At 65.4% G+C, this 16,171-nt stretch carries 15 protein-coding genes; 5 read left to right on the forward strand and 10 right to left on the reverse strand.

The features are described from left to right. Positions 1 to 37: 37 nt before the first annotated feature. Positions 38 to 523 (reverse strand): SH3 domain-containing protein, encoded by a 486-nt coding sequence (locus M2336_RS00495; protein WP_264573507.1) that lies wholly within the window; start codon positions 521 to 523, stop codon positions 38 to 40. A gap of 132 nt (positions 524 to 655) precedes the next feature. On the opposite strand from M2336_RS00495, the gene M2336_RS00500 reads away from it, so the two are divergent. Then, positions 656 to 1,654 (forward strand): 2-hydroxyacid dehydrogenase, encoded by a 999-nt coding sequence (locus M2336_RS00500; RefSeq protein WP_264573508.1) that lies wholly within the window; start codon positions 656 to 658, stop codon positions 1,652 to 1,654. Positions 1,655 to 1,796: 142 nt separating this feature from the next. Here the strand turns inward: M2336_RS00500 and M2336_RS00505 are convergent, their stop codons facing one another. The 4 genes from M2336_RS00505 to M2336_RS00520 form a co-directional block, all read right to left on the reverse strand. Further along, the gene (locus M2336_RS00505) at positions 1,797 to 2,003 is read right to left on the reverse strand and encodes a DUF2093 domain-containing protein (protein ID WP_264571193.1); all 207 of its coding nucleotides are present in this window, start codon (positions 2,001 to 2,003) and stop codon (positions 1,797 to 1,799) included. Continuing rightward, positions 2,003 to 3,406 (reverse strand): NAD(P)H-dependent flavin oxidoreductase, encoded by a 1,404-nt coding sequence (locus M2336_RS00510; protein ID WP_264571194.1) that lies wholly within the window; start codon positions 3,404 to 3,406, stop codon positions 2,003 to 2,005. The genes M2336_RS00505 and M2336_RS00510 overlap by 1 nt, the downstream gene beginning before the upstream one ends. Before the next feature lie 98 nt (positions 3,407 to 3,504). After that, positions 3,505 to 4,668, reverse strand: coding sequence for a glycosyltransferase family 4 protein (locus tag M2336_RS00515; RefSeq protein WP_264573509.1), 1,164 nt, complete (start codon positions 4,666 to 4,668; stop codon positions 3,505 to 3,507). Beyond that, complete coding sequence (locus tag M2336_RS00520) at positions 4,665 to 5,531, reverse strand: alpha/beta fold hydrolase (RefSeq protein ID WP_264571196.1); 867 nt, start codon at positions 5,529 to 5,531, stop codon at positions 4,665 to 4,667. Before M2336_RS00520 ends, M2336_RS00515 begins: the two co-directional genes overlap by 4 nt. Positions 5,532 to 5,568: 37 nt before the next feature. Between M2336_RS00520 and M2336_RS00525 the strand changes: the two genes are divergently transcribed. Then, positions 5,569 to 6,996 (forward strand): protein adenylyltransferase SelO family protein, encoded by a 1,428-nt coding sequence (locus M2336_RS00525; RefSeq protein WP_264573510.1) that lies wholly within the window; start codon positions 5,569 to 5,571, stop codon positions 6,994 to 6,996. A gap of 67 nt (positions 6,997 to 7,063) precedes the next feature. Continuing rightward, positions 7,064 to 8,527 carry a succinylglutamate-semialdehyde dehydrogenase gene (locus M2336_RS00530; RefSeq protein WP_264573511.1) on the forward strand — a complete coding sequence of 488 codons (1,464 nt, stop codon included), beginning with the start codon at positions 7,064 to 7,066 and terminating at the stop codon, positions 8,525 to 8,527. Positions 8,528 to 8,914: 387 nt separating this feature from the next. Here the strand turns inward: M2336_RS00530 and map are convergent, their stop codons facing one another. The 3 genes from map to mgtE all read right to left on the reverse strand — a co-directional run bounded on the left by map (position 8,915) and on the right by mgtE (position 11,388). After that, positions 8,915 to 9,685 (reverse strand): type I methionyl aminopeptidase, encoded by a 771-nt coding sequence (gene map / locus M2336_RS00535; protein WP_264592482.1) that lies wholly within the window; start codon positions 9,683 to 9,685, stop codon positions 8,915 to 8,917. Position 9,686: 1 nt separating this feature from the next. Beyond that, positions 9,687 to 9,887, reverse strand: coding sequence for a ParD-like family protein (locus M2336_RS00540; RefSeq protein ID WP_181560517.1), 201 nt, complete (start codon positions 9,885 to 9,887; stop codon positions 9,687 to 9,689). Between the two features lie 70 nt (positions 9,888 to 9,957). Further along, positions 9,958 to 11,388, reverse strand: coding sequence for a magnesium transporter (gene mgtE, locus M2336_RS00545; RefSeq protein ID WP_181560518.1), 1,431 nt, complete (start codon positions 11,386 to 11,388; stop codon positions 9,958 to 9,960). A gap of 202 nt (positions 11,389 to 11,590) precedes the next feature. Here mgtE and M2336_RS00550 point away from each other — a divergent pair, with 202 nt between their 5' ends. Next, the gene (locus M2336_RS00550) at positions 11,591 to 12,046 is read left to right on the forward strand and encodes a peptidylprolyl isomerase (protein WP_264573513.1); all 456 of its coding nucleotides are present in this window, start codon (positions 11,591 to 11,593) and stop codon (positions 12,044 to 12,046) included. Positions 12,047 to 12,284: 238 nt separating this feature from the next. Then, positions 12,285 to 12,836 (forward strand): outer membrane beta-barrel protein, encoded by a 552-nt coding sequence (locus tag M2336_RS00555; protein WP_181560520.1) that lies wholly within the window; start codon positions 12,285 to 12,287, stop codon positions 12,834 to 12,836. Positions 12,837 to 13,007: 171 nt separating this feature from the next. On the opposite strand, the gene ppc is transcribed toward M2336_RS00555, so the two are convergent. Then, positions 13,008 to 15,695, reverse strand: coding sequence for a phosphoenolpyruvate carboxylase (gene ppc / locus M2336_RS00560; protein ID WP_413715946.1), 2,688 nt, complete (start codon positions 15,693 to 15,695; stop codon positions 13,008 to 13,010). A gap of 84 nt (positions 15,696 to 15,779) precedes the next feature. Next, the gene (gene clpS / locus M2336_RS00565) at positions 15,780 to 16,124 is read right to left on the reverse strand and encodes an ATP-dependent Clp protease adapter ClpS (protein WP_264571201.1); all 345 of its coding nucleotides are present in this window, start codon (positions 16,122 to 16,124) and stop codon (positions 15,780 to 15,782) included. Positions 16,125 to 16,171: the final 47 nt, after the last annotated feature.

Below are 16,171 nucleotides of genomic sequence, written 5' to 3' on the forward strand. Positions count from 1 at the left end.
GCGTGCCTTGATGGGCACGCCCACACTTAGGTTACCGTCAGTCCAGCGCGCCCCACAGGCTCGCGGCCTGCACATAGCCGCGCCGGCCGTTCACCTCCATCGCGCACCAGCCATCGGAACAGCCAGAGAGACGCCCCACGACGCCCGGCGCCAGCCGGAACAGAAGGCGGGCGCTCTCGGAGGGGCCGTCGCGCATCTGGGCAATGCCATCCTTCACGATCGCGGTCGCTTCATCCTTGAGCAGCCGCACGTGCATCCAGCCCTGCGTGCCGTCCGGATCCTCGATCTTGCGCCAATTGGTATAGACCTCGACCACCTTCACCGGCAGGTCGCGCTGGCGGTAGATCCAGCTCGCCGGATAGTCGGCGCTCGGCCCCACGCGCATCTTGGCCTCCCCCTTGGAGAGGGAGGCCCAATAGGGTGTCGGGCGACCGGTTTGCGCCTGCGCGTCGGCAGCGCCCAGCCCGAGTCCCAATCCCAGGGCCAGCGCCGCAAAAGCCGTAAATAGCCCGCGCGCGTTCATGCCATCAATCTCCCGGAAAATGCCCACACCATAAGGCCCGCTTCTGCCACGGCCACCGCATGGCATCAACCGGAAGCAGCCTTGCGCGAATTGCCGCTTGCCTTTCCGCTCTCGCCTGAGCATTCCCGCCACATGTCCAGGCGTCCCCGGCCCGCTTCGCCCCGCGTGATCGTGACGCGGCGTCTGCCGCAAGCGGTGGAAGCCCGGCTGGGCGAACTGTTCGACGCCCGCTTCAATGTCGACGATCATCCTATGGCCCGCGCCGAGTTGCATGAGGCCATGCAGCAGTGCGACGTGCTGGTGCCCACGGTGACGGACGATCTCGATGCCGATCTGATCGCGGGCGCAGGCGATGCGCTGCAGCTGATTGCCAATTATGGCGCCGGCGTGAACCACATCGCCCTGCCCGCCGCCCGCGCGAAGAACATCATTGTCACCAACACGCCCGGCGTGCTGACCGAGGACACGGCGGACATGACCATGGCGCTCATCGTCTCGGTGCCGCGCCGTCTGGCCGAGGGCGAGAAGCTGGTGCGCTCGGGCGAGTGGACCGGCTGGAGCCCCAGCAACATGCTCGGCCATCGCATCGGCGGCAAGGCGCTCGGCATCGTCGGCATGGGCCGCATCGGCCGCGCCGTCGCCCGCCGCGCCCGCGCCTTTGGGCTCTCCATCCATTATCATAATCGCCACCGCCTGCCCGAGGTCGCCGAGCAGGAAGTGGATGCGATCTGGCACCCCGACCTCGACGAGATGCTGCGCAGCATCGACATCCTGACGATCCACACGCCGCGCAATGCGCAGAGCGAGAACCTGATCGACCGGCGCCGCATCGGGCTATTGCGTCCCCATGTCTATCTTATCAACGCCTCGCGCGGCGGCATCGTGGACGAGGAAGCGTTGATCGAAGCGCTGGAGGCCGGGCAGCTTGCCGGCGCCGGCCTCGATGTGTGGGAGTTCGAGCCGCAGATCGACCCGCGCCTGCTCGCTCTGCCCAATGTGGTGATGACCCCGCATATGGGCTCGGCGACCTTCGAGGGCCGCATCGCCTCGGGCGAACGAGTGATCGCCAACATCCGCATGTGGGTCGGCGGCGACCGGCCGCCGGATCAGATTCTCGAAGGCTGGGTTTGAGCGAACAGCGCGCTCCTAACCTCACGTCATCCCGGACTTGATCCGGGATCCCGCTTCTTCTTCGCTCACCACAAAAGGCAGCGAGACCCCCGATCAAGTCCGGAGTGACGAGAAAGGGAAAGGTGGGGCTGGCTTCCGCTCTTCAACCCGCCAACGCCTTCGTCGCCTCAATCGCGCTGCGATAGGCTTCCTGCCGCGCCTCGCTCCAGTAAGCGAGTTCGCCGAGCGGGATTTCCACCCCGCTCACGGCGCAGATCACGAAACGGCCCGAGCGGACCACCTGATAATCCGCCGCGCGATATTTGAGGATGGCGAGGCCCGGCATGTCCGGCGTGCGCATCATGCTCATCAATCCCCGGTGAGGATGCGGTCGACCAGTTGCTTCACGGTCGGCACGAACCCGTTGGAATAGAAGGGGTCCTGCTTGAAGCGATAGGCGCCATGGCCGGCGAACAGCAGGTTCTTGTCGACATCGCCGCCATGCACTGCGTCCTGCAGGGTCTTCTGGATGCAGAAGCTGCGCGGATCGGCGAGGCGACCGGTCGAATAATCGTCATGGTCCTTCCACGACGAAAAACCGCAGTGCGAGAGGCAGCCCATGCAATCAGCCTGATCCTTGCGGATGACAGCCCGGTCCTCGTCGGTCACGAAGACCAGCGTGTTGTCGGGTGTCTTGAGCGCAGTCTCATAGCCCTGCAGCACCCACTCGCGAGCGCGCAGCAGATCGTTGCGGGTCACCCAGTAATTGCGGCCTTTGATGCCGACATCGAGCTGATGGTTATGGTCGCCCGCTTCCTCCATGGAGAAGGCGATCTGCCGCTCCGAGCGCGCCTCGAGATCGCGCAGGAAGGGATTGCGGATCGCGGAGGAATAGAAGCCGGTCGGCGAGAAGCGGTGGAGGAGGATGTCGCCTTCCTCCAGCGTCATGAGCTTCTCCTTCCACGCCTGCGGAATCGGGCTTTCCTGGGTGAGCAGCGGACGGGTGCCGAACTGGAAGGCAATCGCGCCCAGCTCCGGATTGTCGATCCAGTCGCTCCAGTCCCGCAGATACCAGACGCCACCGGCCATCACGATCGGCACTTCGTCGCTGATGCCGCCCTCGCGCATCGTGTCGCGCAGCGCCTTCACGCGGGGATAGGGGTCTTCCGGCTTGGTCGGGTCTTCCGCATTGGAGAGGCCATTATGGCCACCGGCCAGCCAAGGATCTTCATAGACCACCGCACCCAGCCATTCCGCAGCCTTGTGATAGGCCCGCTTCCACAGCGCGCGGAAAGCGCGGCCTGAGCTGACGATCGGCAGGTAGCTGACCTGATGCTGCGCAGCAATCTCGCTGAGCTTGTAAGGCATGCCGGCCCCGCAGGTCACGCCTGCGACCATGCCCTTGGTGCGCTCCAGCACGCCTTGCAGCACGGCCTGCGCGCCGCCCATTTCCCAGAGCACGTTGATGTTGATGGCGCCCTTGCCACCGGCCATCTCATAAGCGCGCTTGACCTGCTCCACCCCACCTTCGATGGCGTAGGCGATCAGCTCTTCATGGCGCTGCTGGCGGGTGCGGCCATGGTAGATTTGCGGGATGACATTGCCGTCGGCATCATAGCTGTCCGCATTCACGGCCGACACGGTGCCGATGCCGCCAGCGGCAGCCCATGCCCCGGAGCTCATGTGATTGGAGACCGCAACGCCCTTGCCGCCTTCGATAACCGGCCACACCTCGCGACCGCCATAGACGATCGGCTTCAAGCCCTTGAACAAATGAAACTCCTCAGTGCCCCATCGGCCAGCTTCGCAAGCCAGCCACGAGCGCCTTTACCAGCATTTTCCTCAAACCAAGTGCTAAAATGCCACAAAACTCAAAATAACGCCAGTTCGTTACCGACCGCCTCACCATAGAGCCGGGCGTAGAGCTGGATCATCACGGCTTCATCGAAACAGCGCCTCGCTCTGTCGCGATTGGCTGCCCCGATAGTCCGACGCAGATCGGCATCCCCGGCCAGTTCTGCAAGGGCAGCCTGAAAATCATCGGTCGCATCGGGGGCCACGATGAAGGGCCGGTTGTCCGGCGCGACCATGCCGAGCGTATCGCCGACGTCGGTCGCGACCACCGGCAGGCCGGCCGCCATCGCCTCCATCAGGGCCGTGGGGAACTGCTCACTATCGGAGGACAATGCGAAAATATCGAACGCGCCGACATAATCCTGCGGGCGCGGCAGGGCACCCGGCATCAGCAGATCGTGCATCCCTTGCCGCTGCGCCTCCGCCAGAATCGCCTCCCGCTCCTCCCCGTCACCGACGATGACCAGACGCAGCCGGTCGCGCAGCGGCGCCACCGCCCGGACGAGCCGGGGCAGGTTCTTGACCGCACGCAGATTGGCGACGGTGCCCACGATCAGCCGTCCGTCCGGTACCAGCCCGGGAATCGCAGCGACCGGCCGGGTGCCTTCATAGGCGGCGACATCCAGCCCGTTGGGGATCTGGTGGACTTTCTCGGCGGACTGCCGCCACTCCGCCTGAGCGATATGCGCCAGCTGCGCCGACGGGACGACGAGCGCCCGCGCGCCCTGCAAGGCGATCTGGCGGTAGCGGTTGCGAGCGGCCTGGCGGACGAACGCCTCGTCCACATCGAAGCCCTCTTCGTGGTGGATCAACGGCGGCAGGCAGCGCAGCCGGCGGAAGAGACGGTGCGCCATGACGCCATCGATCGCGCCCCAATTGAAGCTCAGGATGAGGTCATAGCCGCGCATCGCCTTGGCCAGCGCGTTGAAGCGGGCGAAGGTCGCTGGCCCCTCCAACGCGGGCGAATCGAGAAAGCGCACCTTCAGCGTGGGGTCGAGCAAGGCTTGCGCCGCGGTGGCGCCCGGCTCGCCCAGCAGGATGTCGTGCTGCATCCGCGCGCCCCAATGATTCATCAGCCGGACAAGGCGCACTTCCTTTCCGCCCAGATCGAAGGTGCGGTGAATTTGCAGCACGCGCAGCGGCTCGCGGGAGAGATCGCGCCGGGCCGCCCGCCGCGTCATGGCTTCTCGCTGATCCTGGCGAGCAGCCTGTCGAGCGCCGCCACCGCTTCTGGCTCTTCCAGCGTGGGTGCATGACCCACCCGCGGCACCGTCACCAGATCCAGCTGCGGGAGGCGCGTCTGCATCGCCTGCGCCGTCTGGACGGTCAGCAGATCGCTAAGCGCGCCACGCACCAAGGTGAGCGGGATATCGCCGATCGCCTCGAACGCCGGCCACAGGTCGACGCCCGCCGCACCGCCGGGCGCCCGGAACGGCTCGGCGAGGCGCTGGTCATAATCCAGCACGATGCGCCCCTGGCTCGTCAATCGATATAGCCGCTTGGCGATGCGCAGCCAGTCGGTCAGCTTGTAATCGGGGTAGATCACCCCCTGCACATCCGCCACCGCCCGCGCGGCGTGCACCCAGGTCGGCTGCGCGCTACCGGTGCCGACCCCTTGCCGGATGCGCTCCAGCCCTTCCTCGGCGATCTCCGGCCCGATATCGTTGAGCAGCGCGCCCGCGAGGCTCCCGCGCCGCGTCGCCGCGATTAGCATAAGCATGATCCCGCCGAGCGACGTGCCGACCCCCACGAAGCGCGGCAGGGCCAGCTCATCGATCAGCTTGAGCAGATCCTGCAGATAGACCAGCGGCACATAGCTCATCGGGTCCTTGGCGTAAGCGCTCTCGCCGCGCCCGCGCAGTTCCACCACGATAACGCGCCATTCGCCCGCCAGCCGCTCTGCCACCGGCTCGAAGTCGCGGACGTTGCGCGTCAGGCCTGGCAGGCACAGGATCGGCGGCCGATCGTCGCGCCCGGGATAGTCCCGGTAATGCAGCCGTAAATTGTCCTGCGACCACCAATATTTGTCTTCATAGCCCGACAAGCTTGATCCTTTCCCGGGGCGCCCCCCATATCAGAGCATGGACGCAGCGCTTAAGACAGACATATTTCATCCGGAACGCGCAATAGAGTCGATTGCGGATTTTCTGACCGACCCTGTGCAGCCGGCGGATTTCCCGCAGACGATCCTGCGTTTTCGCAACGATCGCGCGGCCCGCACGGTGGGGCTGGCGGCACTCGACGATGCGCAATGGATCAGCCATTTCGGCCGCTTCACGCCCCTGCCGGGCGCGCAGCCGGGGCCGCTGGCACTGCGCTATCACGGCCACCAGTTCCGCACTTACAATCCCGATCTCGGCGATGGCCGCGGCTTCCTCTTCGCCCAGATGCGCGAAACAGAGACGGCCGGCGGCCGGTTACTGGATCTTGGCACCAAGGGCTCGGGCCGCACGCCCTGGAGCCGCACGGCGGACGGCCGCCTGACCCTCAAGGGCGGCGTGCGCGAAATTCTCGCGACCGAAATGCTGGAGGCGCTGGGCGTCACCACCTCACGCACTTTCTCGATCATCGAAACCGGCGAGCCGCTGGTGCGCGGCGACGAGCCTTCCCCCACCCGCTCGGCGGTGATGGTGCGGCTCAGCCACGGCCACATTCGCATCGGTAGCTTCCAGCGGCTCGCCTATCTCGGCCAGCGCGAGGAGAGCGCACGGCTGATCGACTATTGCCTGCGCCATCTGCTGGCGCTGGAGCCCGGCGCGGTGCCCGCGCTCACGCTGCTGAAGGCGGTCGTCGCGCGGACGGCCGATCTCGCCGCGAGCTATATGGTCGCCGGCTTCGTCCATGGCGTGTTGAACAGCGACAACATCGCAATCACCGGCGAGAGCTTCGATTACGGGCCGTGGCGCTTCACCCCGCGCTGGGAGCCGGGCTTTACCGCCGCCTATTTCGACCAGACCGGCCTTTATGCCTTCGCCCGCCAGGCCGAGGCGATCCACTGGGATGTCGCGCAACTGGCGCAGTCGCTGGTGGAGCATGCCGAGACAGAGGCGCTGATCGAGGTGCTTCGGCGCTTCCCGGCCATTTATGAAAGTCGCCTGATCGAGCGGTTCCTCTGGCGGCTGGGCCTGACCGCGCCGGAAGCGGAAACGGCACGCGCCTTCGTAGTCTCCGCTGTCGAGGCGCTGCGCGGCAGCGATGTGCTCATCGACCGCTTCTTCTTCGATTGGCGACGTGGCGACCATGCCGAATCGCGTTATTCGGGCACAGCGTGGGACAAGGTGCGGGCCGCGCGCGAGTCCCTCACCCCACGGCCCGAGGCCTGTGACCATCCCTATTGGCAGGCCGACGCCCCCTGCTCGATGCATATCGAGGAAGTGGAAGCCCTTTGGGCGCCCATTGCCGAGCGCGATGACTGGGGTCCGCTGTACGCCAAGATCGAGGCGATCCGCGCCACGGGGGCGGCGCACGGCCCGGTGCCGGGCCAGCCGCTTGCCTCGCGCAGCGCATAAGCCGATGCGCGCTCCGGAGCGCGCGTCGTAAATCCGCTGGAAACTAATTGCGCCGCATAGCCGCTGCATGTTGCACGCCCCGCTTCATGCCACCGAGGCTCCGCACGAGCCTTCCGTCCTCGAATCGCTCGATCCGGCGACGGGCGCGGCCGTCTGGCAAGGAAAGGAGACCGACCCCGCCGCGCAGATCGCGCTGGTGGCCCACCACTGGACCGCATGGGCAGGCCTCTCCTCCGCTGTCCGCATCGAGACCATGCGCCGCTTCGCCAACGGCGTGCGCGCCAGTGAGGAGGCCTTCGCGACCCTGATCTCGCGCGAAACCGGGCGGCCGCTCTGGTCTACACGGCAAGAGGTGATCAGCCTGTTCGAGCGCGTCGAGAAGGCCGTACAGGCCTATTCCGAACGCACGGGCCAGCGGCAGAGCGAAGGCGCGATGGGCGCCCGCACCGCGCTGCGCCACAAGCCGCATGGCGTGCTCGCCATCATTACGCCGCATTGCCTGCCCGCACGCATCCCGGTCGATCATATCGTGCCGGCGCTGCTGGCCGGTAATGGCGTGCTCTTCAAGCCCTCCGAGAAGGTGCCCGCCACCGGCGAAATGCTGGTGCGCCTGCTGCATGAGGCCGGTGTGCCGTACGATCAGGTGCAATGCGTGATTGGTGGCCCGGCGATCGGCGAAGCGCTGGCCGCCGCGCCGGACGTCCACGGCGTGCTCTTCACCGGATCGACCCGCACCGGCCGCGCCATCAACCGCGCCTGCGCCGACCAGCCCGGCAAGCTGCTGGCCCTGGAAATGAGCGGCAACAATCCGATCATCGCCTGGGACACGCCGGACATCGCCAGCGCCGCCGCGCTCATCGTCCAGTCCGCCTTCGACATGAGCGGGCAGCATTGCCTGTCCGCCCGCCGCCTCATCGTGCGCGACACCCTTGCCGAGCCGCTGCTGGGCGCGGTGAAGGCGCTCACCGACCGCCTGCTCGTCGGTCCCCCGACCGCCGATCCGCTCCCCTTCATGGGGCCGGTGATCGACATGGACGCCGCCGACGGCCTCACCGAGAGCTTCCTGTATCTGATGAGCCATGGCGGCAAGCCGATCCGGCACATGCAGCGCCCGATCGAAGGCCTGCCCTTCGTCACGCCCGGCATCATCGATGTGACGGCCATGGCACCGCGCAGCGACGTGGAACTGTTCGGCCCCATTCTGCAGGTCATATGCGTCACCAGCTTCGACGCGGCGATCATCGAAGCCAACAGCACCCGCCACGGCCTGTCCGCGACGCTGATCGGCGGTGGCCCCGAACATTATGATCGCTTCTGGGCCAACAGCCGCGCCGGCATCGTCAACTGGAACCGACCCACCTATGCGCTCGCGCCCAATGCACCGGTCGGCGGTATCGGCCTGTCAGGCAATCACCGCCCCGGCGGCCATTATATGGCCGACCATTGCGCTTACCCCGTCGCTTCATCCGAAATGCCCCAGCCCCGCGCGACAATCGGCGTAGGTCTGCGCGCGATTGTGGCGGATCGGTGAAGTGAAGGCTCTCTGATAATTGGCCTGCATAGTTGCGGAAAGCAGCCTTAGCCCCCCTCTAAAGAGGGCGGGAGACGTCTCCGCCAAATCAGAACGCCTGGACATCCTGCTGGCGGGCAGCGTCCAATCGCTCAGATACAGCGTGTGCATGGCAAGCATGATACGGCGAACCCTCCACGCCAACCTTCACCGTTCGTGCTGAGTAGGGTCTGAGTAGCGCCGCAGGCGCGTATCGAAGAGCCGTATCGAAGCATCGCGACCGCACAACCAGTCCTTCGATACGCTTCGACAGGCTCAGCCACTACTCAGGACGAACGGAGCGCGATCCGCAATGGCGCGCTGTCCGGGCACCCAGCTTCAACTATCCCAAAAGACCGAGCAACACCCTCACGCCGCCAGCGGCTGCTCGTCCCGCCGCAACGTCAGCACCTCGACGCCGGTCGCCGTCACGGCAACCGTATGCTCGAACTGCGCCGAAAGCTTGCGGTCCTTCGTCACCACCGTCCAGCCGTCGCCCTTGGTCATCACGCCGCGCGTACCCTGGTTGACCATCGGTTCGATGGTGAACACCATGCCCTCGCGCAGTGTAAGGCCAGTGCCGGGGCGGCCGAAGTTCATCACCTGCGGCTCCTCGTGCATCTTGCGCCCAATGCCATGGCCGCAATAATCCCGCACGACCGAGTAACCATGCTTCTTGGCGTGGCGCTCGATGGCAAAGCCGATGTCGCCGAGGCGCGCGCCGGGGCGCACCTGGCGGATGCCCTGCCACATCGCTTGCTGGGCAACACGCACAAGCCGGCGCGCGGCGGGCGAGACCGTGCCGACGAGATAGGTCTTGCTGCTGTCGGCAATGAAGCCGTTCTTCTCCAGCGTGATATCGAGATTGATGATGTCGCCATCCGCAATGATCCGGTCGGCATCCGGCACGCCATGGCAGACGACCTCGTTTATCGAACAATTGAGCACATAGGCAAAACCATATTGCCCCTTGCTCGCCGGACGCGCCGCCAGATCATCGACGATGAAGCGCTCGACCATATCGTTGACCGCCATGGTGGAGCGGCCGACGAGATCCTCCCCGTCCAGCATCTCGAAGACCGATGCGAGCAAGCGGCCGGAGATGCGCATGAGGGCGAGTTCGTCCGGCGTCTTGACCATCTCAGGCGGCCTGCGCGGTGGCGAGGTCCTGCCGGTCCTTTTCCATCTTCACGATCTCGTTGAACGACAATGTGGGATGGGCCTCGGCGAGCATCCCGATCTTCATCCAGAACTCGGCCTGAGCATTGATGGAGCGGCACATGACGGCGCTGGTGCGGCGCGCTTCCTCGTGTAACCCATCCTCGATCTTGACCAAACCCATGAACCGCTCCGCATATAGAGAATATGCGGACCATATATGGTTCATATCGTCATACGTCAAACGATACGGTTCAGCTGGTGAGTCCCGCCAGCGTGGCCAGGCCCAGGAAGGAGAGGAAGCCCATCGAATCGGTGACCGTCGTCACGAAAATCGAGGAGGCAACCGCAGGATCGACGTTGAACCGCTCGAACAGGATAGGCACCGCGACTCCGGCAAAGCCGGCCGTGACGATATTCAGCACCATCGCGGAGCCGATCACCCCGCCCAGCAAGGGGTCCTGAAAGAACAGGCCAACGCCAATGCCGAGCACCACCGCGACCGTCGCCCCGTTCAGCACGGCCACGCGCAATTCGCGCATGATCATGCGCCAGGTGTTGGAGGCGGTGATCTGGTTGGTGGCAAGGGCGCGGACGGTGACCGCCATGGTCTGGCTGCCGGCATTGCCACCCACGCTGGCGACGATGGGCATCAGCACCGCCAGCACAACCATCTTCGCGATTGCATCCTCAAAGGCAGCGATGATGGCGGTGGCGAACAACGCGGTGATGAGATTGGCGAGCAGCCAGCGCACGCGCGCCTTGTAGCTCTCCCGCACCGGCTCGTTGATGTCGCCTTCACCGGCGCCCGACAGGCGGAGAATGTCTTCGCCGGCTTCTTCCTGGATGATGTGGACCACGTCATCCACGGTAATCATGCCGACGAGGCGCCCACCCGGATCGACCACCGCTGCCGAGATCAGCGCATATTTCTGGAAGCGCAGCGCGACCTCTTCCTGATCCATATCGACCGGGATCAGCGTCTGCTCGCGCTTCATCACATCGCTCATGGCGATTTCGCGCGGGCAGCGCAGCACCCAGGAGAGCTGGCAGGAGCCGATGGGCCGATGAGCCGCGTCGACAACGAAAATCTCCCAGAAATCCGATGTCAGGTCGCGGGTATCGCGCAAAAAGTCGATGGTCTGGCCGACGGTCCAATGCTCGGGCACCGCGACCAGATCGCGCTGCATGAGTCTGCCTGCGGATTCCTCGGGATAGCCCAGCGCGCTCTCGATAGCGGCGCGGTCTTCCGGCTCCATCGCATCGAGGACGGTCTGCTGGTCCTCCTCGTTGAGATCCTCGATGATGGCGACGGCATCGTCGGTATCCAGTTCGCCGGCCAGTTCCGCGAGCTGCTCAAGCTCCAGCGCCTCGACGACGGTATCGCGCACATAATCGTTCAGCTCGGACAGCACTTCCGCGCCGACCAGCGAGCCCAGCGCATGAACCAGCCCGGCCCGCCGATCCTCGGGCGTCAGCTCGAGAAGGTCGGCGATGTCGGCGGGGTGCAGCGTCTCGACCAGCGCCTGCGCCGCATCGTCCTTGCCCTCCTCGACGGCGGACAGAACGGCAGAGACGAACTCCGGCCGAAGACGATCGTCCTCGTCCAGATTGGTATCGACGAGCGCGTCTTCCTCCTCGGGAGGGATCGCGCCGGGCTGCGATGCGGCCTCGGTCTCGCTCATGCGGCGCCTCCCTTTCCGGCTGCGGCCGCCACTGGCCACGCCTGCTCTCGATAATCGCTCCTTTTGCCCATGCCCGGGGCAAATGCAACGTCATGCAGCCTTCCCTTGACGAAAGCAGTCACTATAGAGGCCGCTCCATTCCCCCGCCCGCTTCCGCTCCGCATTGCGACCCGAGGCCGGTAGAGACAAGGAGACTGCCCCCATGGCCGACCAGACCCTTACCCTGACGCTCGACACCGGCGACGTCGTGATCCAGCTGCGCCCCGATCTGGCCCCCAAGCATGTCGAGCGCATCAGCGCGCTTGCCAGGGACGGCTTTTATGATGGCGTGGTGTTCCACCGCGTGATCCCCGGCTTCATGGCGCAGGGCGGCGACCCGACCGGCACCGGCATGGGCGGCTCGAAGCTTCCCGATCTGCCCGCCGAGTTCAACAGCGAGCCGCACGTGCGCGGCGTGTGCTCTATGGCACGCAGCTCCAACCCGAACAGCGCCAACAGCCAGTTCTTCATCTGCTTCGACGATGCGACGTTCCTCGATCGTCAATATACCGTCTGGGGCGTTGTGACCGAAGGCATGGAGCATGTCGACGCGCTGCCCAAGGGCGAGCCGCCGGCAAAACCGGGCAAGATCGTGAAGGCTACGGTGAGTGAAGCCTAAGGCAAGATTGCCTGCGCGATTGTAATACTATTGCGAAGTCTTCAAGTAAAACTGAACGCCAAGTGAATGGCCCCGTTGTGTAGCACATGTGCAACAGCGGGGCCTTTCCACAATTGCTCCACAATTCATTCGGGAACGGTTCATCTGGCTGAGCCATTTTAGGGACAGTGATCGACGCAGGTCGGTCGCGAAACGAGGACCTAAACAGTCCTGTTCTGTTAATAGAAGGTTCAGTGTTATGAAAGCTTTTCCCCTCACCCTCGCCGTTGCTCTGGCAGCGGGTCTCTCGGCCCCGGCTCTGGCACAGGACGCGCAGGGCCTGCAGCCCTATGTCGGCGTGATGGGCGGCCTGCATGACTTCGACAACCAGCAGCCCGCAGGTGGACCGCCGAGCGGCTATCGCGGCTGGGTCGCTGAAGGCGTGGCCGGTCTGAACTACGACCTCGGCCCCGTCGTGGTCGGTGCCGAAGGTAGCGTCGCCAAGGGCTTCGACAAGGACATCGACTGGGAATATGGCGCCGCAGGCCGTCTGGGCCTCAAGGCCGGTAAGGACAGCATGTTCTTTGCCAAGGTCGGCTATCAGTGGACCCAGTTCAATGACAAGACCGTGCCGCTGGCCGACACCGATCGCCACTATCATGGCGTGACCTATGGCGGTGGCGTCGAGCTCTCGCTGGCCGACATGGGCAGCACGGCCGAAACCAGCAACATCCGCCTGCGTGCGCAGGTCGATACGCGCGGTAACTTCAACAGCTTCCGCCCGATGGTCGGTGTTGTTGCCAAGTTCTGATGACGGATCGATGCGGCCCGCTCGCGAGGAGCGGATCGTATGAAAATAAGCGGCCGGGAGTTATCTCTCGGCCGTTTTTTTAATGCATTACCCTCCCGTTCGCCCTGAGCTTGTCGAAGGGCAAACGGGACGAGTGAGAGGGGGCGGCAACGCCTACCCGCCAGCCGTTCCTTAGCCGCTGTTGCGCAGAGCCGTGGCAATGGCGTTGATCGAGAGTTCAATGCCTTCGCGAATGCGCGGATCGGTCTCCCCGGCGCGGTGGCGCTTGAGCAGTTCCACCTGCAGCAGATTGAGCGGCTCGATATAGGGCAGCCGCAAGCGGATGGAGGCATCCAGCGCCGGGCTGTCCGCCAGCAAATGGGTCTGCCCGGTGGCACCGAGCAGTTGATCATGGGCAAGATGCCAGCCCTCGCGGATGCGCTCGAAGATCGGATCGCCCACCGCGCGGTCCGCGACCAGCGGCAGATATTTGGCGGCGATCTCCAGATCCGACTTGGCGAGCACCATTTCCATATTCGCCATGCTCGCCCGGAAGAAGGGCCAGGCCTGCGCCATGTCCTTGAGCAGGGCGTCATCCCCGAAATCGCGCAGCGCCTGCCCGACGCCATACCAGCCCGGCAGCATCACCCGCGCCTGTGCCCAGGAGAAGACCCATGGGATCGCGCGCAGATCCTCGATGCGATTGCTCTTGGTGCGGCTGGCCGGGCGCGAGCCGATCTTGAGGCCGCTGATCTCTTGAATGGGCGTCAGCTCGCGGAAGAACTCGCGAAAGCCCTTGGTCTCGTACACCAGCCCGCGATAGGCTTCAAACGCGAGGCCGGAAATGCGCGTCATTGCCTGGGTGAAGCGCTCGTTGTCCGCAGGGGAGAGCCGCTCGGGCTCCAGACTGGCCAGCAGGGCCGCGCTGGTGACCGCCTCAAGATTGGTTCGCGCGCTCTCCAGCGTGCCATATTTGGCGGCGATGACCTCGCCCTGTTCGGTGATGCGGATGCGGCCCTGCACGGTGCCGGGCGGCTGCGCCTGAATGGCTGCGAAGGACGAGCCGCCCCCCCGCCCGACCGCACCGCCGCGCCCATGGAAGAGCTGCATCGCAACCCCGGCTTCCTCGAACACCGGCGTCAGCGCAAGGCTGGCTTCGTACAGGCCCCAGGTCGAGGTGAGGTAGCCGCCATCCTTGTTGGAGTCGGAATAGCCGATCATCACTTCCTGATGGCCCCGCGCCCGGACCAGCGCGCCGATCTCCGGCAGGGCGAAATAATCGCACATGATGGCAGGCGCCTTTTCGAGGTCCGCGATCGTCTCGAACAAGGGCACAGCCATGATCGGGGCATGCGGCGCGCCCTCGTCCTGCGCCGCGCGCCACAGGCCCGCTTCCTTGAGGAGGATGTTCACCTCCAGCATGTCCGACACGCTCTCCGCCTTGGAGATGAGGTAATGGCGAATGCAGGCCGCGCCATAGCGGCGATGCGCCTCTGCGGCGGCCTCCACGATGCCGAGTTCGGTGGCGGTTTCCTCGCTCCAGTCGGCAAAGCGGGAGCCCGGCGGGCGGTTGGTGGCCAGTTCGCGACGCAGCAGGGCGACGCGCGCCTCTTCATCGAGCGCGAGATAATCCGGCTCCACGCCGGCGACCTTGAGCAATTCCGCGACGACGCGCTCATGCACCGCGCTGTTCTGGCGCATGTCCAGCGTGGCGAGGTGGAAGCCGAACAGCTCGACCGCGCGGATCAGCCGGGCCAGGCCGCCGCCGCTGCCGAGCGCGCCGTTGCCTTCGACGGCGAGGCCGCGCCCAAGCGTCGCGAGATCGGCGCGCAGTTCCCCCGCATCGGCATAGGGCTCGCCTGCAAGGCGTGAGGGGCGCGGCGGCGGGGTGCCGATGAGCTGCTCATAGGTCGCTGCGACGCGCGCGTAGATGCCCGCCACGGCCCGGCGATAGGGCTCGTCGCGCCGGCTGGCCGCCTCGTCGCCGCTGGCCGCTGCCAGATCGCGGACGCCGGCAGGAATGGCCGCAAGCTCGCTGGAGATGGAGAGCTGCGCGCCCAGCTCGTGCAGCGCATCCATGTAGAAGCGCAGGGTCGATCCGCTCGCCCGGCCCAGCGCGGTGCGCAACTGCTCGGCCTGGACGAAGGGATTGCCGTCCCGGTCCCCACCGATCCAAGTGCCGAGCCGCAGGAAATTGGGGACGCGCTGGCCCAGCACCCGGTCCCAGCGGGCGTAAAGGCTGGGGAGCACCGGCATGAAGATGTCGCGAAAATAGGAGAGCGCATTGTCGATCTCGTCGCGTACGAACAGCCGCTCGCGGCGCAGTGGGCGCGTCTGCCACAGCAGGGCGATCTGACGGCTGATCGCCTCGTCGATCGGCTCGCCATGATCCGTCTCGCGCGCGCCGGTATCGCGCAGGGCCATGAGATCGGAAATGACGTTGCGATGGTCGATCATCGACTTGCGGCGCACTTCCGTCGGGTGCGCGGTCAGCACCGGCACCACCAGCGCCGTTTCCAGCAGCTTGACAATATCGGAGGGGCTGACGCCATGCTCGCTCAGCTTGGCGGTCGCACTGGCAACGTCCGCGCCCGGCTCGGCGGCGACGCCCTGGCGGTCCTCCGCGAGATTGGCGAGCATGGAGAACAGCATGAAGCCGCGCACGAAGGCGAGCGTATCGTCCAGCGTCAGCGCATCGAGACCGCTGTCCACGCCCTCGGCAGGGGCGACGCCGCGCGCCCGGTCGACGGAGGCAGACCGGATATATTCAGTCTGTTTGAACAGGCGCTCGCCGCCATAGACGCGAATGACATCCCCGAGCAGGCGCCCGAGATAGCGAATGTCAGGATTTTGGGTGATGGCGGGGCGCATGGGTGACATGCACACCATGCTGCATTGCAGCGATCAACGGGTCAAGAACGGATTGAGCTGGCGCGCCGCGAGTTCACCCGCCCCATTAGCCGGTCAGGCATGCTCCAGCGTGCACTGGAGCGGATGCTGGTTCTGGCGGGCGTAATCCATCACCTGATTGACCTTGGTTTCGGCCACTTCATAGCTGAACACACCGCACACGCCGACACCGCGCTGGTGGACGTGGAGCATCACGCGGGTCGCCTGCTCGATGTCCATGCGGAAAAAGCGCTGCAACACATCGACGACGAATTCCATCGGCGTGTAGTCGTCGTTGAGCATCAACACCTTGTAAGGCGTGGGCTTGCGGGTGCGTGCGCGGGTACGGGTGGCAACGCCAAGACCGGGATCGCCCGGCCCTTCCTCATCGGGCCGCCCAGCCATGAGCGGCTGATTCATGATCGCGCTTCTGTCTTGCATGGCCCAAAAATAGGGCATCGCCCCCC

Source organism: Sphingobium sp. B1D7B (assembly GCF_025961965.1).
Lineage (GTDB): Bacteria > Pseudomonadota > Alphaproteobacteria > Sphingomonadales > Sphingomonadaceae > Sphingobium.